The 22,321-nt window shown below is 45.3% G+C and carries 17 protein-coding genes; 7 read left to right on the plus strand and 10 right to left on the minus strand.

Annotated features, from left to right (window positions below; genetic code table 11):
• Positions 1 to 2: 2 nt before the first annotated feature.
• The 6 genes from ygjJ to ebgR form a co-directional block, all read right to left on the minus strand.
• Positions 3 to 1,067: a protein YgjJ gene (gene ygjJ, locus AB4154_RS05260; protein WP_004734431.1), complete on the minus strand. Its 1,065-nt coding sequence runs from the start codon at positions 1,065 to 1,067 to the stop codon at positions 3 to 5.
• 407 nt (positions 1,068 to 1,474) lie between these two features.
• Entirely contained in the window at positions 1,475 to 2,908 is a 1,434-nt protein-coding gene (locus AB4154_RS05265; RefSeq protein WP_136973741.1) for an amino acid permease, read from the minus strand.
• A 574-nt stretch (positions 2,909 to 3,482) separates the two neighbouring features.
• A complete protein-coding gene (locus AB4154_RS05270) occupies positions 3,483 to 4,907 on the minus strand; it encodes an amino acid permease (RefSeq protein ID WP_017063320.1) in 1,425 nt (474 codons plus the stop codon).
• A 141-nt stretch (positions 4,908 to 5,048) separates the two neighbouring features.
• Positions 5,049 to 5,501, minus strand: coding sequence for a beta-galactosidase subunit beta (locus AB4154_RS05275; protein ID WP_372122418.1), 453 nt, complete (start codon positions 5,499 to 5,501; stop codon positions 5,049 to 5,051).
• A gap of 3 nt (positions 5,502 to 5,504) precedes the next feature.
• Positions 5,505 to 8,636, minus strand: coding sequence for a beta-galactosidase subunit alpha (gene ebgA, locus AB4154_RS05280; protein WP_372122420.1), 3,132 nt, complete (start codon positions 8,634 to 8,636; stop codon positions 5,505 to 5,507).
• Positions 8,637 to 8,960: 324 nt separating this feature from the next.
• Positions 8,961 to 9,944 (minus strand): transcriptional regulator EbgR, encoded by a 984-nt coding sequence (gene ebgR / locus AB4154_RS05285; RefSeq protein WP_017066024.1) that lies wholly within the window; start codon positions 9,942 to 9,944, stop codon positions 8,961 to 8,963.
• Positions 9,945 to 10,337: 393 nt separating this feature from the next.
• Here ebgR and galE point away from each other — a divergent pair, with 393 nt between their 5' ends.
• The 4 genes from galE (at position 10,338) to galM (ending at position 15,215) form a co-directional block, all read left to right on the plus strand.
• Entirely contained in the window at positions 10,338 to 11,348 is a 1,011-nt protein-coding gene (gene galE / locus AB4154_RS05290; protein ID WP_136973739.1) for a UDP-glucose 4-epimerase GalE, read from the plus strand.
• Between the two features lie 228 nt (positions 11,349 to 11,576).
• Positions 11,577 to 12,629: a UDP-glucose--hexose-1-phosphate uridylyltransferase gene (locus AB4154_RS05295; protein ID WP_136973738.1), complete on the plus strand. Its 1,053-nt coding sequence runs from the start codon at positions 11,577 to 11,579 to the stop codon at positions 12,627 to 12,629.
• A gap of 234 nt (positions 12,630 to 12,863) precedes the next feature.
• A complete protein-coding gene (gene galK / locus AB4154_RS05300) occupies positions 12,864 to 14,024 on the plus strand; it encodes a galactokinase (RefSeq protein WP_372122422.1) in 1,161 nt (386 codons plus the stop codon).
• A gap of 111 nt (positions 14,025 to 14,135) precedes the next feature.
• Positions 14,136 to 15,215: a galactose-1-epimerase gene (galM, locus tag AB4154_RS05305; RefSeq protein WP_017063325.1), complete on the plus strand. Its 1,080-nt coding sequence runs from the start codon at positions 14,136 to 14,138 to the stop codon at positions 15,213 to 15,215.
• 219 nt (positions 15,216 to 15,434) lie between these two features.
• Here the strand turns inward: galM and AB4154_RS05310 are convergent, their stop codons facing one another.
• Positions 15,435 to 16,433: a substrate-binding domain-containing protein gene (locus tag AB4154_RS05310; protein WP_017066816.1), complete on the minus strand. Its 999-nt coding sequence runs from the start codon at positions 16,431 to 16,433 to the stop codon at positions 15,435 to 15,437.
• A gap of 197 nt (positions 16,434 to 16,630) precedes the next feature.
• On the opposite strand from AB4154_RS05310, the gene AB4154_RS05315 reads away from it, so the two are divergent.
• On the plus strand, positions 16,631 to 16,963 hold the full coding sequence (locus tag AB4154_RS05315; protein WP_017060796.1) for a tRNA-binding protein: 333 nt from the start codon (positions 16,631 to 16,633) through the stop codon (positions 16,961 to 16,963).
• 76 nt (positions 16,964 to 17,039) lie between these two features.
• Here AB4154_RS05315 and AB4154_RS05320 read toward each other — a convergent pair whose 3' ends face one another.
• Positions 17,040 to 17,594 carry a gamma-glutamylcyclotransferase family protein gene (locus AB4154_RS05320; RefSeq protein ID WP_017060795.1) on the minus strand — a complete coding sequence of 185 codons (555 nt, stop codon included), beginning with the start codon at positions 17,592 to 17,594 and terminating at the stop codon, positions 17,040 to 17,042.
• Positions 17,595 to 17,882: 288 nt separating this feature from the next.
• Here AB4154_RS05320 and AB4154_RS05325 point away from each other — a divergent pair, with 288 nt between their 5' ends.
• Positions 17,883 to 19,067, plus strand: a complete 1,185-nt coding sequence (locus tag AB4154_RS05325) for an NnrS family protein (RefSeq protein ID WP_372083597.1) — start codon at positions 17,883 to 17,885, stop codon at positions 19,065 to 19,067.
• Positions 19,068 to 19,134: 67 nt separating this feature from the next.
• Here AB4154_RS05325 and AB4154_RS05330 read toward each other — a convergent pair whose 3' ends face one another.
• Complete coding sequence (locus AB4154_RS05330; RefSeq protein ID WP_017069510.1) at positions 19,135 to 20,142, minus strand: adenosine deaminase; 1,008 nt, start codon at positions 20,140 to 20,142, stop codon at positions 19,135 to 19,137.
• A 354-nt stretch (positions 20,143 to 20,496) separates the two neighbouring features.
• Between AB4154_RS05330 and AB4154_RS05335 the strand changes: the two genes are divergently transcribed.
• The gene (locus AB4154_RS05335) at positions 20,497 to 20,814 is read left to right on the plus strand and encodes a DUF3622 domain-containing protein (protein WP_017069509.1); all 318 of its coding nucleotides are present in this window, start codon (positions 20,497 to 20,499) and stop codon (positions 20,812 to 20,814) included.
• A gap of 200 nt (positions 20,815 to 21,014) precedes the next feature.
• On the opposite strand, the gene AB4154_RS05340 is transcribed toward AB4154_RS05335, so the two are convergent.
• Positions 21,015 to 22,061 carry a succinylglutamate desuccinylase/aspartoacylase family protein gene (locus AB4154_RS05340; protein WP_017060792.1) on the minus strand — a complete coding sequence of 349 codons (1,047 nt, stop codon included), beginning with the start codon at positions 22,059 to 22,061 and terminating at the stop codon, positions 21,015 to 21,017.
• Between the last annotated feature and the right edge of the window lie 260 nt (positions 22,062 to 22,321).

Below are 22,321 nucleotides of genomic sequence, written 5' to 3' on the forward strand. Positions count from 1 at the left end.
TATTACCAGTAGAAGTATTGCATTGCGAACACCTGAGCGTCGCCGATTTCAGTGTCGCTGCCTACGCCAAAGCGGCTATCGAAAGCAGTCGCAAACGCGCCGTTGCCGTATTCATACCAAACGCCAGCATTGATGTAAGAGGTGATTTCTTTGTCGCCATTGTCACCGTCAAAGTTTGCGTAGTTGTAGGCTGCAGATAGGTAAACGCCTTGTGCCGCTTCGTACCATGCACTGGTTTGAATACCAGACTCGCTACCGAAAGACTCTTGGTTGCCTTTATCTGTATCGTGCCAAACACGAGTGGCGAAGTTTTTGTACTCAGCACCCAATAGCAATAGTTCACCACCATCGTTGTTACGAACTTCACCACCACCCATTAGGGTTAAGTCGTCGGTCAGATCGTATTGAAGGTAACCATTGACCATGGCGTTCTTATCTTTCCATTGGTCTGCGAAGCTGTCGTATTTACCGAAGTGAACAAGAGCATCGTCTTCCGAGAAGTCAGACTCTGGCGCGAAAGAAACGCTGTAGCGAAGCTTGCCTTCTAGGTTTTGAATCTTCACACCAAGGTGCACGTCTCGCGTGTTTGAGATCGCGTAGCCGTATTCAACCGTAGGGTCACCCCACCATTGAACGTCATCTAATGAAGAGTCCATACGACCAATCATGAATTCTGTTTTGTTATCTGTGCGGTAGCCAGCGTAAAAGCGGTTGAAACCACCTTCAAAACCGCCCCAGCCGTGGCCCGTTGCCCAAGCATTGCCTTCGTCATCGGCTTGTACTGTCCAGCCCTCCATATAAGCAAGACCAAACCAATTACCGTGCTCGATAGCCAAGCCAGCTTCAATGTAAGTACCGTCTGCGTAGCGGCCTTTATCATCACCTTCGAGTGCCACGTGACCACCAAGGCCAAGCTCACCATAAAAGTTAAATAGGGTTTCAGTTTCTGTCTGAGGAGGCTGAGTATCACTGTGGTTTGCTGCGGACTCTTCCGCGTGGGCAGTGGTACTTAAGGCAGCAAGAATACAGCTTGTAATAAGAGTGTTTTTAGTAAAACTACTTTTCATTTTAATCACTTCTTTGTCGGGGTTATAAATGAAGGTTCGCAAGCAGTTCTGACTTCTAATATGGGGTGCTCTTCAAGGCGTATTGGTCAGGTTACTTACGATCGCAAAACCAATATTAATGATAATTTTGATGTTTAAAATTAATTAAGTTTAAAAGTGTGATCTATTTTTAGTAAATATTTACTTTGTTTTTATTTTGACTTTCAGTTGAATTTGCAGAGGTATGGCTAGGGTTGTAAGTATTCGCGAGGTGAATTGTTTGATGGGTGGTAAGATTGTTGGTTCGAATGTTTTGATTCTTGAATGGCTTTGATTTAATCGAGATGGTTAGTGGAAATGTACCGACAAATAAAAAGGCACTCACCAAATGTGAGTGCCTTAATTTTCAATCAGAATGTGGAGTCAAACTAAGCATTCGCCGCTTCAGGTTTTGCTTCTAGTTTCTTCTCTTCTGGAGATAAGCTTTTCTCGTATTGACCGTACTTCCACCATGCGTAGCCAAGGAAGATCACAATCCCGCCCACGTTGTAGAAGATGATGGTCATGATGTCTGCGCCCGTTGGGAAGGTTGATGCAAAGAAACCAACCGTAAAGATAGCGATAAGAATCGACACTGCGGTGATACCTACTCGGCGAGAACCCATGCGGAAGTCACGAGGTAGATGGTCAAGTTTTACACGTAGATGAAGGTAAGCAATCATGATGAACAGTGGTGGCAACATAGAGGCTGCGGCTGTCATATTGATGATGGTGCTCATTAAGTCTTGTACTGTATCCGACGCCAGTGTCGGAATGAACATCAGTGGAATCACAATCAAGAACTGAATCCAAGCCGCACGCTCTGGAACGCCTTGTTTGTTTAGAGCGACCGTTTTCTCACCGAAGATACCTTTAGGGATTTCAGAGAAGAAAATCTTAACCGGTGTTGCTGTCCACATCAGCAGAGAGCCCAGCATCGCCGTGAATGAAACCACACCAACGAAACGGTTCATCAAGATTTCAGACAGGCCAAAGTGTCTTGCTAGCCCTTCAAATACCTGAACTGAGCCGCCTGTGAATTTAAGCTCTTCACGCGAAACAAACACGTTTGCTAACACAGATCCTACCGAGTAAAGCGCACCGATGAAGATACCGGCAATGATGATGACTTTAACGAAAGACTTGTGACCGCCTTTGATGTCGTTAACGTAAACCGCGACCGATTCTGCACCGCCTGCCGCCATGAAGATCCAAGTGATTACGCCAAGGAATGCCCAGTTGAAGCTTGGTGTCATGGCTTCAATGGTGATTGGGTCAGCTGGCTCGATACCGCCTACCAAAGCACCGCCAGATAGCAAGATGTAAGACATCGTTAGCAGCAGCATCAGTGATGATGTTAGTGAGGTGATAGGGCCCAGTAATTTCGCACCGTTATTCGAGATATGAGTCGCGACCGCAAACAAAATAGTACTTAGAATTGCGGTGGTCATTGGCGTGAATATGTACTCAAAACCTAAGAACGCATACGACGCGTAAGCGATGATTCTAGGGAGCAGAGAGGTGAAGAAGAACAGGTTAACAAACCAGTAGGTGTAAGCTGAAATAAACGCCCAGCGGCCGCCTAGAGAGCTTTTAACCCAAGAGTAAACACCCGCTTCAGAGTCTTTATTCAGTGACACAAACTCTGCAACGATCAAACAAAATGGCACAAAGTAAAAGATGGTTGCTAGAAAGAACATCGGAGCCGAGGAAAGGCCGATCTCGATGTTGTTATTAATGATGTTATTGAAGCTGTATACCGCCGCGAAGGTCATAGACAGTAGGGCAAATTTGCCTATCGTACTGCGTTTATTTTCGGACATGATGTTCTCCGGTGAATCACGTTGATGATCGTTATAACTTGGTCCTAGAGAGGGAAGCTCTAGGCCGCACTTTTATTGTTATGTTGGTTTGGCAAACACCCGCTTTGTTTTGTCAGGGTTGGCTCATTGTTGTTTTTATAGATTTACGATCGGACTTCTTTGGGATTTTTTTCTTTGGTATTTCAGTAAACTTATTACCAAAACAAAGAGTTAAAGATTAAGAAGTTCATTGAAGAGATTGCTTGTTTCATGAGCGACGATTTATAAGGCGTGTAGGGGCTTTTTTGTCGCTTTCTTTATATGAATCAGTTTGTCTCTTTAGCAAGAAGATTAAAGATTAAGCGGCGGGAAGTTAATCGAAATTGATCAAATATGTGACCTTGAGTAAATAAATTTAGTTAATGTTTTACCTTGGTTTTTATTTGAGTTTTATTACCTATTAATTGGTGTTTTTCGTGAACTGAAACCTTGACGGAACGCCGTTTTTATTTTTGGGGTTTTTATTTTAATTATCTGATTTAAAACAAAAAAAGCGCCTTGTTAGGCGCTTTTAAAGTTGGGGGGATGCAGAGTGCTACGATTGCTTAGCCGTTTCTAGCTTTGCTTCTTTACCTGCTTGCTTCTTTTCAAAGCGAGAGATCCACCACCATGCGATACCAGAGAATACCGCTGTCATGAAGACGTTGATGAAGAAGGCTTGAACAAGGTCAACACCTGTCGGGAATGCCGATGCTGTCATGCTCACAATGAAGATACCAATCAGTACCGATACTACTGCCATACCTTGAACTCGAGTACCCATGCGGAAATCACGCGGTGTGTCGTCGTGTTTCAAGCGGAATACAAAGTAGGCCACCATGATGAAGATTGGCGGTAGCATTGCCGTACCTGCTGTTAGATTGATTGCTGTATTCATCATGTCTTGTACAGATTCAGAGCCGAAGCCGTTCACCACAAGCATCACGAATACAAACGCGAACTGCCACCAAGCTGCACGTACTGGCACACCGTGTTCGTTAAGCTCTGTTGTCTTCTCGCCGTAAACACCTTTAGGAATTTCAGAGAAGTGAATTTTTACTGGAGCTGCTGTCCACATCATCATCGAACCGAACATAGCAACGAATAGGATAATACCGACGAAGCGACCCGTTAGAGATTGTGAAATGTCGAAGTAGTTCGCCATACCTGTGAAGATTTCAACCATGCCGCCAGCGTAGGTCAGTTCATCACGAGCAACGAATACGTTTACTAGAAGAGAGCCCACTGCGTACATTGCGCCGATTGCGATACCTGCACCAATGATAACCTTGATGAAAGACTTGTGACCGCCCTTAACATCGTTTAGGTAAGCGGCTGCGGTTTCTGCACCACCGGCTGCTTGGAAGATCCAACACATGATACCTAGCGTTGCCCAGTTGATGGTCGGTGTCATTGCTTCAAGCGTGATTGGTTCTACTGGCTCATGGTTGCCGCCCAGTGCCATTAGTGCACCGATAACGTAGATTGCAAACAGAGCGAATACACCGTAGGCCACGATCTCGGCAATCTTACCTAGCCAGCTCGCGCCTTTGGTTGAGATGTGAGTTGCTGCAGCAAACAGAGCAATCGAGATAGCCGATGTGACGACTGGCGAGAAGGCGTATTCATAGCCCAACATCGCGTAAGACGCATAGGCGATTACGTTTGGTAGCAGGGATACAAACCAGAAAAGGTTTACGAACCAGTATAGGAAGGAACCTAGGTAGGCTGCTTTTGAGCCTAGTGGTTTTTTTAGCCAGTCATACATGCCTGACTCAGAATTTTTATTTGCTGATACGAATTCAGCAATGATGAACACGAACGGAATGAAGTAAATAAGGGTCGCGAGCAAAAAGATAGGGGCTGAACTCAATCCCAATTCGATGTTGTTGTTTACAATGTTGCGAACGTTAAATACCGCTGCAAATGTCATGGAGAGTAGGGCAAATTTGCCTAACTTACCGCGTACAGATTCAGACATAGTGTCCTCCAGGGAATCACATAATTATAGTCGTTATTTCCCTATGCTTCTTTGTAGGGAAGAAGCACAGAGGTTTTGTTCAGTCTATTTGAGCCTTGAACGGCAAGGCTCAAACGCGCTGTGAGTTAATAGGGTTATTGCTTACTTATTAAGGAAGTAACCGTCTTCAATGGTCACTTTCAGCACCACCTTGCGAACTCGGTTATCACCGTGGAAGCGGTAAGCTTTGCTGTTATCAAAGATCGCCACTTGGCCTTCAGATAACTCACGAGTTTCACCGTTACCCAGTAGGTGTTCACGGTCGGTTTCATCGCTGTAAGCTTGGGTCTGTTCAAGTTGAGACTTATCAGCAAACTCAACCGTTTCACGACCTTCCAAGTAGTAGTGCACATCAAAGTAACGACGGTTGCCGGTGAAGTTTTCTGTGTTACGAGCCACACCGTCTTCAATCATGTAAGCCAGTGAGTCACCAATCGAATACATCACGCTATCTTCAATGTTGCCGATGTTTTCAATCGCTTCTACACAGCGTTGCCATTTACGACCGTCGCGGTAAACGACTTTAAATTGCTCTAGGTTGTCTAAAACGATCATCGCTTATGCCTCGTTCTGTTGTGGTTGAGTTGTTGGCGTATTCGCCGTGAAGAACTCATCACCAAAGTTGTGATTGATTAGGTGTTGTGCGTCGCAATCGCCTGCTTGGAATGGAATCAGAGTTAAGCCGTAGCGGAACTCATCCATGTACACGCGGTAAGAATCCAATACTTCGCTGCCCCAAGAGTTTGAACCTAGGCCCATCACTTGGTGGTCTAGATTTAGGGTGATGTAACCGCTCTTCTCTAGTTCAATCGTATGCTGTGCTTGATGCAGGTTTTGGTTGGTGTAGAACCATGCGCTGAAGTTGATTTCTTGCTGTGGTTTCACCGCAATACCATTGCCAGCACGGCTTGAAAGCGCAGCCCAACGAACGTGTTGGCGGTTGCCGTTGTTTTGTGGGAACGGGTAGTTCTCGAACATGTCTGCAACGGTTGATTGGTACACATCAATCATGTTGGCTTGCTTGCTGTCTTGGTAGTTCTCTTCAGGGCCGCGTCCGTAATATTGGACTTGGTCGAAGTCGCCGTTGATGCCCATATCAAAACCAATCACAGGAATTACATGAGGGTACTCACCGTAACGTTCGCCGCTTAGCTCAACGTTCAATTGGCCTTCAGCATTAACTTGGTAGCGATATTCACAACGCATGCCGAAATCGAATACTGGTGGAGCAATGATGCTGGTGGTGGTGATCTCTACCTTGCCATTTACCTGTTCAACGTTAACGCATTCAAGGTCAATGCTACGGAAGTGCTCCTGCATAATTTGCAAGTGTGCAGGCTCCCAGTAACCATCGTGCTCTTGTTTATGGTTATCGATCATTGGCTTGAAGAAGTTGATTCGTGGTTCTGACTTAATCATCTCTTCGCCATTGACCAACCATGACGTCAGCTTGCCGTTCACTTTCGAGAAGTTCAGTGCGAAGTTGTGGCCTTTGATTAGGTAAGCTAAACGAGACTCTTCCACATTCAGTGCTGTCGCATTGTTGTTAGTGAAGGCTTCTAGCTGTGCTGTGTTCTCTTTCACTTGGAATTGATACACCGCGATGTCGTGGTTCGCTTCGCTGTAAGGCGTACGAGAATCCTTGCGCACGGTAAAGTTCACAAACACTTCGCGCTCATCAAGTTGTGGCAAGTTAAGTGTCAGTTCACGGCTCGAGTTTTCTGCCAGTTCTTCAATCTTGATGTGTTGCACAGCAATGGTTTCACCTTCAGCACGGATTTCCGCAGTGATGGTGTAGTCATCGATGTTTGAGAACCAAAGTTTGTTGTCTACCGTGAAGGTGCCCGTTTGTGCATCGAAATCGCGAAGCTTCACTGGGGCAATCACTTGCTTGTACTCTTTCAAGCCAGGGCCTGGCGTTTGGTCTGGGTAGATCAAACCGTCCATGCAGAAGTTGTAGTTGTTCGGGTAGTCACCGTAGTCACCGCCGTATTTGTAGAACTCTGTGCCTGCTTCATCACGCGCTAGAATGCCGTGGTCACACCATTCCCAAACATAGTGACCTTGAATTGCGTCATGCTTGTAGAACACGTTTTGGTATTCAGTTAAACCACCCGGGCCGTTACCCATTGCGTGTGCGTATTCGCAGATGATGCGTGGCTTTTCGTGCGGGAATTCACCGAAGGCATTCATCAGTTGAGCTCGTGAGTACATGGTTGAAATGATGTCGACCGCTTCAGCATCACGGTCTTCTTCGTAATGAACCAGACGCGTGTCATCAATGGCTTTTGCTGCATCGTACATAGAACGGATGTTGCAGCCGTAACCAGACTCGTTACCCAGTGACCACATGATGATAGAAGGGTGGTTCTTTTGAGCGTGAATATGACGCTCGATACGCTCAACAAACACCGCTTCCCATGCTGCATCGTTAGTGATGCGGCTTAAGTCGCCAACGTTAGCAAAACCGTGTGTTTCAACATCGGTTTCGCCCATCACGAACAGACCGTAGATATCACACAGTTCGTAGAAACGTGGGTCGTTCGGGTAGTGCGCTGTACGTACTGAGTTGATGTTGTGTTGCTTCATCAACACTAAGTCTTTTTCTACGCGATCCATGCCAACAGCACGACCTTTTAGGTGGTCGTTGTCGTGGCGGTTCACACCATGCAGCATCACGTATTTGTTGTTGATGTAGAACAGACCATCACGAACTTTAATGTCACGGAAACCAACGCGTTGTGGGATTACTTCTAACACTTTGCCGTCAGCGTCTTTCAGCGTCAGCAGCAGTTGGTAAAGGTATGGGTTTTCAGCGTTCCATTGAACAGGGTTCACTACATCGATAGAGAATTGAGTATCGGCATTGCCGCCAGTCTGTTGGTTAGGAACAGTTAGGTTATCTACTGAGCCTTGCGAGATAACTTGGCTGCCATCAAGCAATGCGTACTCAAGGGTTGCGTTTGCCGCTGCTGCTAGGTTTTCTAGTTCCACTTTGCACGACAGGGTAGCGCTTTGGTAAGCGTCGTCGAAATCAGTGCGAACGGTAACGTCTTGAATGTGCAGCTGTTCTTTACCTACGAGGTAAACATCACGGAAGATGCCGCCTGTCCACCACATGTCTTGGTCTTCAATGTAGGTTGAATCGGCCCACTGCATCACACGAATAGAAAGTAGGTTGTTGCCTGCTGTTACCTGGCTAGAGATATCGAACTCAGCGGTTAGGCGGCTACCTTTGCTGAAACCTACATATTCGCCGTTTACGTAAACTTCGAAGTAAGTTTCAACGCCATCAAATTTGATGATGGTTTGTTTTTCGTCCCAGCTTTCGCCAAGGAAGAAAGAGCGTTGGTATGCGCCGGTTGGGTTGTCTGATGGTACGAAAGGCACGTCAATTGGGAATGGGAAACCTTCATCTGTGTATTGAAGATCGCCGTGGCCTTCCATTTGCCACATGTTTGGAACCGTGATGTTGCCCCAGTCGCTCATTTCCTGAGAATAAAACTCTTCAGGAACCAATAGCGGATTGGTGAAGTAGCTGAAATTCCATTGGCCACTCAATAGTTGGAAGTGGCTGCTCAGTTCACGCTGAAACGTTTTTGCATTTTTTTCTGATGCGTATGAGAAGAAGTATGCACGCGGTGCCATACGGTTCTCATGTAAGTTCAGGAAGTTTTCCCAGTTGTTCACGTTGCCTCTCTCTCGGTCTAAATGCAGTTTGCTGACCGACGTTCTTATGCGTAATTGGGTCGTAGTGAATACGAGTATTTTTGGACTGAGGTAATTATTAGTAAAAGTTTTACTAAATGAAATTAGTGAAAACGTTTTACTTTAACTTCATCACGTTTTTTATGGTCTTTTTACGGTGCTGTGTGATCCACTTAAAAGAATGCTATTGGCTGTTTTATGCAGCAGGTTAAAGAGGGGGACATGTGTCGATTGATGTATGTGACGGGCACAAAAAAGGCCACCTTCAACAAAGGTAGCCTTAATTTATCTATTTGATATATTTAATTATTTTGTTGTATCGCGTAGCTTGAGTTTGCTTGGTACATAGACGCGTAATGGGATGGTTCGGCCGTCGCGTACTTTCTCAATCAGCAGGTTAACGCCTTGAATTCCCATCAGTTCAGAGTGAATACGAACAGTCGATAAAGATGGGAAGGTAAATTTAGCTGTTGGGATGTCGTTTACACTGATCAGCGCAATATCTTCAGGAATGTTTAATCCGTGCTCATGAACTGCTCGTAAAACGCCAATTGCGATGGAATCTGACGCAATAAACATGGCTTTAGGGTAGTCGCCCGTCGCGAGCATCTGTTTTGCAAGCTTGTAACCTGATGAGCTAGAGAAGTCACCACGGTAGATGTCTTGCTCACTGACAACATTTTTTAGGCCACCATATTCAGCAAAAGCGACTTCACGAATATCAGGGGTGTTGACGTCGTCTTGGCCACCAATAAAGCCGATGCGCTCATAGCCTTGGTTGATAAAGAAGTTGGTGATCTCTTTGCTGATCAAAGCCAGGTCGATATCGACAGAGTCATAAGGTTCTGAGTGATCGGTAAAATCGACATAACAAATATTATCGCTCAGCTTTTTAGCTTGCTCGATAACCTCTGGTGTCATTCGACCCACCAATAAAACACCTGTTATCGGCGCTGAGTTGATTTGTATTTTACTTTCATAACAGTTGGTTAGCTTGATTTCCATCTTTTCGCATTGGGTTTCAATCCCATGGCGAATCGATAGGTAGTAAGGGTCGTTAACCTCAGCTTCTTGCTTGTAGTTATACAGGGCTAGGAAGTGATGGTTTTGTTTTTTACTACTAACGGTTTTTCGTGAGCTGCTGGTTTTGTATTCCAACTTCTCTGCAATTTCAAAGATACGCCTTTTGGTCTCTTCCTTGACGCTTAATGTTGGATCTTCATTGAGAACCCTTGAAACTGTAGCCAATGATACATTCGCTTCAGTCGCGATATCTTTTAACGTTGCCATACTCACTTCCTGTTATTGGAACATTGCGCTGCTTTGAAATTGGTATTTAGTAAAAAAGCAATGCACCTCTTTATTCTACAGACCTATTGTAATCAAACTGGAAGTCATTGCATTAACTTTTAGTAAAATAAATGCTCAACTCATCTGTGATGTCTCAAATCTGACTATCTATAATTATCTTATTAAAATTCAATGAATTAGAAGTTAACAGCTATACGTTATCTCTATGCCATGTTCAGTACCAATGATGAAAGTTAGTGTAAACGTTTACACTTCGTGGTTTTGATCACAGAATTATAGTCAAAATGGCTGCTACTATTTCTGGCATACGGTGCTATTGAGCTGAATGTCAGTTTGAGCTAGCCCACGAATGACGATAAAGAGAGGTTGATTGTGAAAGTACTGGTTACGGGCGGCATGGGTTACATCGGAAGTCATACATGCATTCAAATGATACAGGCAGGTATGGAGCCGATCATTGTTGATAACCTTTGCAACAGCAAAGAGCTAGTGCTGGAACGAATCGAGTCGTTAACTGGCAAGCGCCCAACGTTTTATCTTGGCGACATTCGTGACCAATCTTTTCTAGATAGCGTGTTTTCAGAAAACGATATCCAAGCGGTGATTCACTTTGCTGGCCTGAAAGCGGTAGGGGAGTCGGTGGCTAAGCCTTTGGAATATTACGATAACAACGTCAATGGTTCACTGGTGTTAGCTCGAAGCATGAAGAAAGCGGGCGTGAAAAACATCGTATTTAGTTCTTCGGCTACCGTTTACGGTGACCCGGACGTAGTGCCGATTACTGAAACTTCACCAACTGGCGCGACAACTAACCCTTATGGTCGCAGCAAATATATGGTGGAAGAGTGCTTGAGCGATCTGTTCAACGCGGAGAACGATTGGAGCGTGACTTTACTGCGTTACTTCAATCCAGTCGGCGCACATCCATCGGGCACTATGGGTGAAGACCCACAAGGTATCCCAAATAATTTAATGCCGTTTATTGCCCAAGTAGCCGTAGGTCGCCGTGAAAAACTGGCTGTTTTTGGAAACGATTACCCAACAGTCGATGGCACAGGCGTTCGTGACTATATTCATGTAATGGATTTGGCTGATGGCCACGTAGCAGCACTAAAAGTGGTTGGCGAGAAAGCGGGCTTACACATTTACAACCTAGGTACGGGCAAAGGCTCAAGTGTACTCGAGATGGTTGAAGCCTTCGCACAAGCATCGGGTAAGCCAGTTCCTTATGAACTTTGCCCACGCCGCGCAGGTGACATTGCCGAATGTTGGGCAAGTACTGAAAAAGCAGAGCGCGAGCTTGGCTGGAAGGCGACGCGTAGCGTGATGGAGATGACGGCGGATACATGGAATTGGCAGTCGAATAACCCACAAGGTTACTAAATAACTTTTAAGCTATTGAAAAAATAGAGATTCCAGATATCTCGTGCCTTTATTCTGGAATGACGGATGAGCATAAGGCTATGAAGTGGTGGCCTTTGCACAAATAGCACAACGAGATTACACGTCATTCCCTACAGCGAGGCACGAGCGTGATAGGGAATCTCCTTGTAGAAGAATTATTCATCTTGGTGAATTGACCAAGACACAAAATTTGAGAGCAATCTAAACATGTCAAAAGTTGAATTTAACCCAGTAGACCACCCGCATCGTCGTTATAACCCATTAACGGGTCAGTGGATCTTAGTATCACCGCACCGAGCAAAACGTCCTTGGAGTGGCCAAGATGAAAAACCATCGACTGCGCAGCTTCCTGCGTATGAGAAAGAGTGTTTCTTGTGCCCAACCAATACGCGTATCTCGGGCGACGAAAACCCAGATTACGACGGCACTTATGTATTCAGTAATGACTTCGCGGCCTTGATGCCCGATTCGCCTGACGCTCCAGAGTCTGAAAACCCTCTATTCAAGACTCAAGGTGTTCGCGGGTTGAGCCGCGTGATCTGTTTTTCTCCGGACCACAGCAAAACGCTGCCAGAGTTACCACTAAACAAGATTCGCGGTGTTATCGACACATGGAATGAACAGATTGAAGAGCTAGGTAAAGACTACCTATGGGTTCAAGCGTTTGAAAACAAAGGCGAGACCATGGGCTGTTCTCAGCCTCATCCGCACGGTCAGATATGGGCAAACAGCTTTTTGCCCAACGAGATTGAACGCAAAGAGAAATTGTTAAAAGAGTACTTCGAACAACAAGGTTCGAATCTTTTAGTGGATTACGTTGAAGCTGAAATGAAAGACGGCTCTCGCACTGTGGTTGAAACTGAACATTGGATTGCGGTGGTGCCTTACTGGGCGGCGTGGCCATTTGAAACCATGTTGCTACCAAAAACGCACATTCGCCGTATGAGCGAACTGACTGACGAGCAGCGTGATGATTTAGCGCTTGCGATTAAGAAGCTGACCAGTCGTTACGACAACTTGTTCCAATGCTCATTCCCGTACTCAATGGGTTGGCACTATGCGCCGTTCTTTGAAGAAGGCACGGACATCGATCACTGGCAACTGCATGCGTTGTTCTACCCGCCATTGCTACGTAGTGCTTCGGTTCGCAAGTTCATGGTCGGCTACGAAATGTTGGCTGAGTCTCAGCGTGATTTAACCGCAGAACAAGCAGCGCAGCGTCTGCGTGATTTGAGTGACGTTCACTATAAAGAGCAGTAATACGTTGCTTCGTAGATAACAAGCGAGATTCCTGATATCTCGTCCCTCGATTCTGGAATGACGGCAGATGAAAAGCCCATAAGTTTAAGAGCTTAGAAGCTTAAAAGTTTAGTCGCTGATGTTGTCATTCCCTACCGTGAGCGACGAACGATATAGGGAATCTAAAAGAATTAAAGTGGTGCCGTAAAGGGGCCATAACCAATTGAACAAAGAGTTTAACCAGAGAGTTTACTTATGTCTGACCTAATCCAAAACGTGAAAGCATCTTTTGAGCAAGTCCTTGGTTACCAAGCGACTCATATTATCCAAGCACCAGGTCGTGTGAACCTGATCGGCGAGCACACTGACTACAACGATGGTTTTGTTCTACCGTGTGCCATTAACTACCAAACGGTAGTCGCCGCGGCTAAGCGTGACGACAACATTGTTCGCGTAGTATCAGTGGACTACGGTAATGCAGTCGATGAGTTCGATTTAACTCAAGAGATCACATTCCAACAAGACAAGATGTGGGCTAATTACATTAGTGGTGTGGTGAAGTGCTTAAAAGGTCGCGGCTTTGAATTTACAGGTGCAGACATCTCTGTAACGGGTAACGTACCTCAAGGTGCAGGTTTAAGTTCTTCTGCGGCACTTGAAGTGGTGATTGGTCAGACATTTAAGGTGCTTTACAACTTAGAGATCACTCAAGCAGAAGTAGCATTGAACGGCCAGCAAGCAGAGAACGAGTTCGTTGGCTGTAACTGCGGCATCATGGACCAAATGATCTCTGCAGAAGGTCGTGCAAACCATGCGATGCTATTGGATTGTCGTAGCCTAGAGACTCAAGCGGTTTCAATGCCAGAAGATATGGCTGTGGTTATCATTAACTCAAACAAGAAACGCGGCTTAGTCGACAGCGAATACAACACACGTCGTGAACAGTGTGAAGAAGCGGCGCGCATCTTTGGTGTTCCGGCACTTCGTGATGTGACCATTGAGCAATTCAAAGCGAAAGAGTCTGAATTGGATGAAATGGTCGCGAAACGTGCTCGTCACGTGATTACTGAAAATGACCGTACTGTTGAAGCGGCTCAAGCTCTACGCACTCATGATATGAAGCGTATGGGCGAGTTGATGGCTGAATCGCATGCATCAATGCGTGATGATTTTGAAATCACGGTGAAAGAGATTGATGCGCTGGTTGATATGGTCAAAGAAGTGATCGGTGAACAAGGTGGCGTGCGTATGACTGGCGGTGGTTTCGGTGGTTGTATTGTGGCATTGGTTCCACCTGCATTGGTTGATGAAATCAAAACAACCGTTGAACAGAAATATCAAGCGGCGACGGGGCTAAAAGAATCTATTTATGTGTGCCAAGCGAAAGACGGAGCAGGCTTAGTTGAAGTAATCTAACGGCTTCGAGACTTAATATAGAGCTTACCAAGTAAAAAGATCATGGTAGGCCAAATGCTAAAGCCTTTACTTCAGGTAGAGGCTTTTTACTGGCACTAGAAGGAATTTAGAATGACACAAGAGCAAAACCTGCATCAATCCATGGCGCAGACTCCAGCCTATGATGGCCAACCCGCTCAGTTAGTGACGCTATCAAATACGCATGGGATTCAAGTGACATTCATGGATATTGGTGCAACATGGTTGAGCTGTATCCTGCCAGTAAAGGGAAACAAAAGAGAAGTGTTGTTGGGTGTTAACTCAATGGAGAACTTCGATAAACAAGCCAGCTATATGGGCACAACCGTTGGCCGTTATGCTAACCGCATTGCTAATGGTCGTTTCAAAATTGATGGTCAGAATTACAAGCTGGAAACCAACCAAGCGGGCAATACCTTACATGGTGGCCCGAACGGATTTGATAAACGCCGTTGGAATATTGCCGAGCAAACCGAAACGTCAGTGGTGTTCAGTCTAGAGTCTGCTGATGGCGACCAAGGATTCCCGGGGAATTTGAATGTGTCGGTACGTTATGACATCACCGAAGACAATCGAGTGTCCATTAATTACTCTGCAACCACAGACAAGCCGACTGTAGTCAACCTAACGAATCATGCGTACTTCAATCTACTTGGCGCTGAAGCTGGACACGATTGTTTGTCACACATTGTCAGTATCAATGCTAATCAGTTCTTACCGACCAATTCGGTGGGTATTCCGTTAGGTAACCTTAAATCAGTGAAATCGACCAGCTTTGACTTCAATCAGCCTATGATGATCTCAGAGCGTTTGTTGGGCGATGAACAGCAGAAAGCAGCAAAGGGTTACGACCACTCTTTCTTATTGGCTGATGGCTGCAAACGCACTCAATGCGCCGCGACCGTAACCTCACCGGATGCGCTCGTCACACTAAAAGTATTTTCAACCAAACCTGCGATGCAGCTATACACCGGAAACTGGCTTGGTGGCACACCAAACCGAAGTGGTGGCAGCTATGAAGACTACGCTGGTTTGGCGCTAGAAACCCAGTTCTTACCTGACTCTCCTAACCACCCAGAGTGGAAGCAGGACAGTTGTATTCTCAAGCCTGAACAAGAATATAACTACAGTACCTGTTACCAGTTTGAATTTTCGGGGGATTCTTCAAACTAGTACGCTCTAGCTCAAAGCGGTTACGTCAATATCTTTTGTTTGTGAATAGGACGATGTGAATTATCGCGTTGTTCTTGGGGGATGAGCAAAAGTGGCGCTCAACAAGAGTGCGGTTTATTAAGCGCGATTGTTGAGTATCTGAGTAAGGTAGGAAAGCCCTAACAGAAGCGATTCTGTTAGGGCTTTTTTTTGTTTATTGCTTGATGAGTCGACCAGAACCTAGACTTTCTCTACCGAATTACGGCGTACCAGAGTTGGAGAGAACATCATTGGTTCAGTTGAGGTGTTTTCACCTTTGGCTAAGTGCAACGCGAGTCGTGTCGCTTTCTCTGCCATCATCTGAATCGGGTAGCGAATAGTGGTGAGCTTTGGATGAACATAGCGGGCAATCAAACCATCATCGAAACCGATGATCGACATTTTGTCTGGCGCTTGAATACCGTTTTCATCAAGGACAGACAAAGCACCAGCTGCCATGTAATCGTTGTACGCCACAATGCCAGTGATTGGCAGTGACTTAGTCAGAAGGTTAGTCATGGCGTATTCGCCACCGTCACTGGTCGGCGCTGAGTATTCAATATAGCTGTCAGAGAGCGCTATTTTGTAATCTGAGAGTGCCGCTAAGTAACCTTGGATACGCTCATCGGCATCTTCAATGCTATGCGATGAGGCGATACAGGCAATGTTCTTATGGCCATGGCGGATCAGATATTCCGTCGCAAGATACGCACCTTTTTTGTTGTCTAAGAAAATACAGTGGTTGGCAATCTCAGCAATATAACGGTTGATCAGTACTAAGCCTTTGACCTCTTTTGCATAGGCAATCAGTTCTTCGTCGGTGAGGCCTTTAGAGTGGATCACCAGGGCGTCACAACGGCTGTTAATCAGCAATTCAATCGCTTGTCTCTCTTCTTCACGATCGTGCGAGCCATTACCGACAAGGATATGTTTTCCGTTCTCACGAGCGACATTGTCGACAGCCTTAACCAGCGTGCCAAAAAAGGGATCGGAGATGTCACCGACCAATACACCAACAGTGTTCGTGCTTTGGCTTACCAGCGCTCGAGCATTGGCATTCGGTCGATAGCCAAGTTTAGACATCGCTTTAGTTACAGACTCTACCGAGCTTGCACTCGCCTTGGGAGACTTGTTGATCACTCGAGATACGGTTGCAACAGAAACACCAGCTTCCTTTGCTACATCTTTAATTGTTGCCATTTTTAACCTCTATACATTGCTTCATCTATTTAACACCGACAATGATAGTAAGGCAACGAAACTCTCATTTTACTTCCAGTAATGAGATCTTTACCGCTTGTAATTATTAGGCTTAATGCTAGTGTAAACATTTACATTTTACTTAATTTTAGTAAATTATTTGATGAGTGAAAATAAACCAATATAGGAAGTGAGAAATGGATACTGTCTCTTATGGTGACTTTGCTAAGTTAGAAATGCGTGTGGGTAAGATCATTGAGGTTGTGCGTCATGAAAACGCCGACAAGCTTTACATAGTGCAAGTGGATGTTGGTGACAAGACACTGCAAACGGTGACCAGCCTAGTCCCTTACTACACAGAAGAAGAGTTGATGGGTAAGCAGGTTGTTGTTTTGTGCAATCTAGCGAAGGCGAAGATGAGAGGCCACACTTCTGAGTGCATGTTGCTTTGTGCAGAAACGGAAGATGAATCTGAAAGTGTATTGCTAACACCTGAACGTGCGATGCCAGCAGGTATTCGTGTCGTTTAAGCTCACTTTAGGTTGGTGAGTCAATGTGTTCACCAACCTAAATTAACTCGCTATATTCATTAACAAGGTACATAAGCTAGCTTCGTACAGTCAGTATCAAGCCATCAATTACACTGTGATGGTGATCGGAAACCCCAGCAAGGTTGCCGTATTTAGGCTGGTGGCGATCATTTTCTAATGGGTGATGCCAACCTTGTGTGTGTTTAACGAAGTGCGCCGCAAAGCTTTCAGACACCTCTAAACATCCTGCTAATACAGTATCGACGTAGGTTTGAACGATAGGGCTGTTTTCGCAAGGTGCTTCAATCTCGTCTTTGATGTAAACCCAGATCGGTTGATCCTGTTTGAATTCATCTTGGCTTTCTATCTGAGAGGCCTTTAATTCGATACGGTGATAACCACGCTCACGGCGATCAAACTCAGCCAGTGCAATATCATCCACCTCAAGCAACACACCATTCACTTGTCCCTCGCCGAGATTGACGATCAAAGGTGATAACACATAGCTGTCATCGATCTTGCTCCAATGGCGAATTAAGCCATGAACAATCGCAGGGATCGCTTGCCCTGTCTGACCGGTAAGCTGGCGTGAAGATGAGTTGATTAAACTGCCATAACCAAAAATATACATCGCATTCCTTGTCTGAGTTGTTCCATTTAAGTCTAGTCTTACTATATGTGGCGAGATACCAAAAGTCAGTAAGTTTCTATTTATACATCTATATGTCTTTATGACTCTTTTGGTTGTGTTTTTTTGACTTGTTTATTGGCTAGTGAATCTCGTGAGTCGCTGTTTTTACTGGTTTTATCTAATTGGCGCGTTTCATGCAGTGTTATCTGCATATTGCATCGGATTTGATGCATACAAAATTTGGTTTAGGTAATACCTTGGCCGCTTATCTGAGAATTAGGAGCGAGTTTGTTAAATATCACAGATAAAAGTGTAGAAGACGCGATTCCAGCCTACCTGCGTTTAGGCTTTCGACCTTTCTTCTTTTTAGGCAGTCTCTATGCCGTGATTGCGATTGTAGCTTGGGTAATCATGTTCCAAAACGGTCAACCTGAGATTTTAAAAGTTCCCGCACTGTGGTGGCACGTGCATGAGATGCTGTTTGGTTTTTCGATGGCGATTGTTGTCGGCTTTGTGCTCACTGCCGTGCAAACCTGGACGGGTGTCAATGGAACCAAGCACTATCGGTTGGCAATTCTTGTGGGCTTTTGGCTCGCACCTCGTATTCTGTTTTGGACCCCCGCTCCGTTATGGCTGATCTCGTCGGTTGAGGCGCTGTTCTTAATCTTCGCCGCCTACGAAATTGGTTTTCGAGTCGTGAAGTCGAAAGGCTGGAAGAACCTGTTTTTTGTGCCGCTGTTTATATTGGCTATCGTGGCGAACTCTGCTAGTTACGCGACCATTAAGGGAATGCCTCCATTTCCATCGTCTGCAGTTTGGCAGGCCATGTTGTGGTGGTTTACCTTGCTCTTATCAGTGATGGGTGGGCGAGTAATCCCATTCTTCACAGCGCGTCGTTTTGATTTCGAAAAAGCGCAGCCCTTGGTTTGGTTGGAATGGTTAGCCAATCTACCTTTGGTTGGCTTATTTGTGTTGAGCTTCTTCCCATTGACCTTTGCTCAAGTCGGCAATGAGTTGATGGTATTTGCAGGTGTGACACAGTTGGTGCGCTTTATCCGCTGGAAGCCTTGGACAACACTATCAGAACCCTTGGTGTGGTCGCTGCATGCGGCTTACCTATGTATCCCTCTCAGCTTGCTGTTACGCGGTTTGCTAGATAACCCGTTCGCGAGCCATAACATGCTGCACCTGTTTGCGATTGGCGGTTTGAGTGGGTTAATTCTGGCGATGATCACGCGCGTGACAATGGGACATACTGGCCGTGCTATCTATAAAGGGCCAAGTATGGCTTTGGCGTTCTCGGCTATATTTATCGCGGCACTCGTTCGTAGTTTAGGTGTGACATTCTTCCCGGCGTATTTATTTGAGATGGTCAATATCAGCGCGGGTTTATGGACGTTAGCGTTCGGTCTATTTATCTGGAAATTTGGGATGATGCTGTTAACGCCAAGAGTGGATGGTCACCCGGGCTAAGCCAATTAGTTATCTATTGATATAGATAGGGAAGCTCAGAGCTTCCCTTTTTGATCTTGATAACTCATTAAGTACTCGCAGCAAGGTATTGGCGTACCTGTGTGATGAGATCTTCCTTGGCGTGAGGCGAGATAAAACTGGCTTCGATGGCATTAATACTGAACTGCGCCAATTCGTTTTTGGTCACTGGGTGAGCATTGGCGACGGCGAGGAAGTTATCATTCATATAGCCGCCGAAGTAAGCCGGATCATCGGAATTGATGGTGACGCACAGCCCTTTTCTCAGCAACTCGACGATGTTGTGCTCTTGCATGGTCTCAAACACCTTGAGCTTGGTATTCGACAGCGGGCAGACGGTCAGTGGTGTACGTTTTGCTATTAGCTGTTCCATCAACTCTTCATCTTCTACACAGCGAACGCCATGATCAATTCGGGTAATGCCTAGCAAGCTCAGTGCGTCGCTAATATTTTGTGCTGGGCCTTCTTCTCCGGCGTGCGCGACAGTCAGAAAGCCTTGGTTGATCGCTTCTTGGAATACATGTTTAAACTTCTCTGGTGGATTGCCCTGTTCTGATGAATCTAACCCAACGGCAATGATCTTATCTTTATAAGGAAGGGCTTGTTTGAGTGTTTCAAAAGCGCTGTCTTCATCGAGATGACGCAGAAAGCACATGATCAGTTGGCTGCTGATACCAAGCTCTTGCTCCACTTGATTCAAAGCTCGAGTAATCCCGCCAACGATGACTTCAAAGTCAATGCCGCGTTCAGTGTGAGTCTGAGGGTCGAAGAAGATCTCAGTATGAACCACATTATCTTGCTGACACTTCAACAGATAAGCCCACGTCAGGTCGTAGAAATCTTGTTCATGAATCAGTACGTTTGCACCTTGGTAATAGATATCGAGAAAGGATTGAAGATTGTGGAACTGGTACGCGTCTCGAACTTGGTCTGGGGTCTCAAAGGGAATCGACAGGTTATTACGCTTGGCGAGTTGGAACATCAGCTCTGGCTCTAATGTGCCTTCTATATGTAAGTGCAGCTCAACTTTGGGTAAATTTTTGATGAAGCTATCCATAGCAACTCCTTAGCTATTTTAATTATGAGCGGAGTAGGTGAGACAGTAGAGTCTATAAACCTGAGCAAGCAGGTATCTCTTTCATTTATCTCTGTTTGAGCATAGTTCATTTCATTGTTATCGATAAAATAGGATAGAAGTTGATGGTGAACCGAGAGTTATGAACCGATTGAAATTAGGCGCAAACGATTTGCAGCATTGGAGTGTGATCCGCTGCAAATATTTGCAGCAATATTCATTGATTTGTGCTCTAATACCGCGCTTACCAAGGGATGGTGTTAAAAGATGCTCACTTAGATGGAGTTATCAAAGTTGACCGATCCCTTAATGATCTCCCTTAGGAAAAAATAGAACATGTCTAAGAACAAAAAATTTGATATCCGCCTTACAGAAAAACGCAACGGTTGGTGTGCAGAGATTACTCGTCAAGTAACGTCTCGCAGCACTACAGTATCTAAGCGTGAGTCTGGTTTCGAAACTGAAGCTCTAGCACAAGAGTGGGCAGAGAAAGAGCTAGCATCTTTCATCGCTAACCAAGCTGAACGTAACGAGCGTAAATCAGAGCAACGTAAAGAGCGTGACGAACTACGTCACACTAAAGAGCTTAAAGCTGAGCAAGCACGTGAAGCGCGCGCTAAAGCTCGTGCAGAAGAGCAACAAGACGCTGAATAATTCAGTGCATGACTAATTTATAGATCCCTTAATTTTAAGATAAGGGATTTGTGAAAAAAGCCCCGATACAACTTTTTTCTTTCGAGTTAAAAGTGTTTTGGGGCTTTTTAGTTTGTGGAGTTCTGTTTTATTGTGTTTAAGAGCTCGGTTTGGCTTCTCGCTTTTAACGTCGAGCTCTTAAACTGTTAAGCATTGTCTGATCAGTTATTCAGTGCAGTTAGCCAATCGTCTTCTGCCACTTCTTCAATGTAGCTTTCTACTGATTGTCCTACTTCTTCATCGTCTTGCTTGAAGTAAGCGATGTGGAACACAGCATCACCTTCGTTGACCAAAGGCAGAGTTTGCTGACCAATCACGATACCGCCTTTGGTTGTGATCACTTGGCCTTCTTGGTGACCCAATGGAGAGCTGATGTAAGCAAGGGTTTGTCCTGCTTCAACCTGTTCGCCAAGTCTTACCATGTTACGCAAAATACCGTCTGATTCAGCGCGGATCCAGCTGGTGGATTTACTCAATACTGGCTCTGGTAACTTCTTACGGTTAGGGCGCAGCATGCCGATTTCTTTCATCACTTGATGCACGCCAAGGTAACCCGCACGAATCGCGAGGTGATCAAAACGCAGCGCTTCACCACCTTCGTAAGTTAATACAGGAATACCCAGTTTTTCCGCTTCGCTACGCAGTGAACCGTCGCGCAGTGGAGAATCAATAATCACGGGTGTTGCGAACGCTTTTGCGATGCGCAGTGTCTCAGGGTTCGATAGGTTTGCACGAATCTGTGGCAGATTGGTACGGTGAATCGCGCCCGTGTGTAGATCCAGAATGTAATCACAGTGCTTTGCCACGTTCTCAAAGAAGGTGTAAGCGATACGTGATGTTAACGATCCTTTCTCACTGCCAGGGAAGCAACGGTTTAGGTCACGACGGTCTGGTAGGTAACGAGATTTATGGATAAAGCCAAATACGTTAACGATAGGCACAACAATTAATGTCCCTTTCAGTTTCTTTGGATCAATCGCATTGGTCAGTTGTCGTGCAATCTCAACACCGTTTAGCTCATCGCCGTGGATAGCCGCATTTACCATCAGTGTTGGGCCTGCTTGGCGACCGTGAATAATTTCAATCGGGATCGAAAGTGGAGAATGCGTGTAAAGCTGAGCCGCTTGCAGTTCAATCTCCATTCGCTGTCCTGGCTGAACAGTATAACCAAGTAATTCGAATGGTTGATTAGGTTTTAGTCTTGCCATTTAGGTTGTTCTCAACATGGTGATAATTCGTTAACACGGAATGTAGCAATCGTTGATTTTTAGTACGAATCAATCGCTTTACGGTGACGACAAAAGTTTTTTATGAAGGGGCTTCTGAATTGGTTTCAGTTTTTTATCTGGCTAATTGAAGGGTGTTTAAAATTTTGAATTTTCTGACAATACATTAACTTAGAGCTGATATTTGTCATTCAGTTCGTTGGTATTATCCACCGCCATTTTTTGGCGGCCAAATTCAAATA

This window comes from Vibrio sp. 10N.286.51.B11 (assembly GCF_041469245.1).
Taxonomy (GTDB): domain Bacteria; phylum Pseudomonadota; class Gammaproteobacteria; order Enterobacterales; family Vibrionaceae; genus Vibrio; species Vibrio crassostreae_C.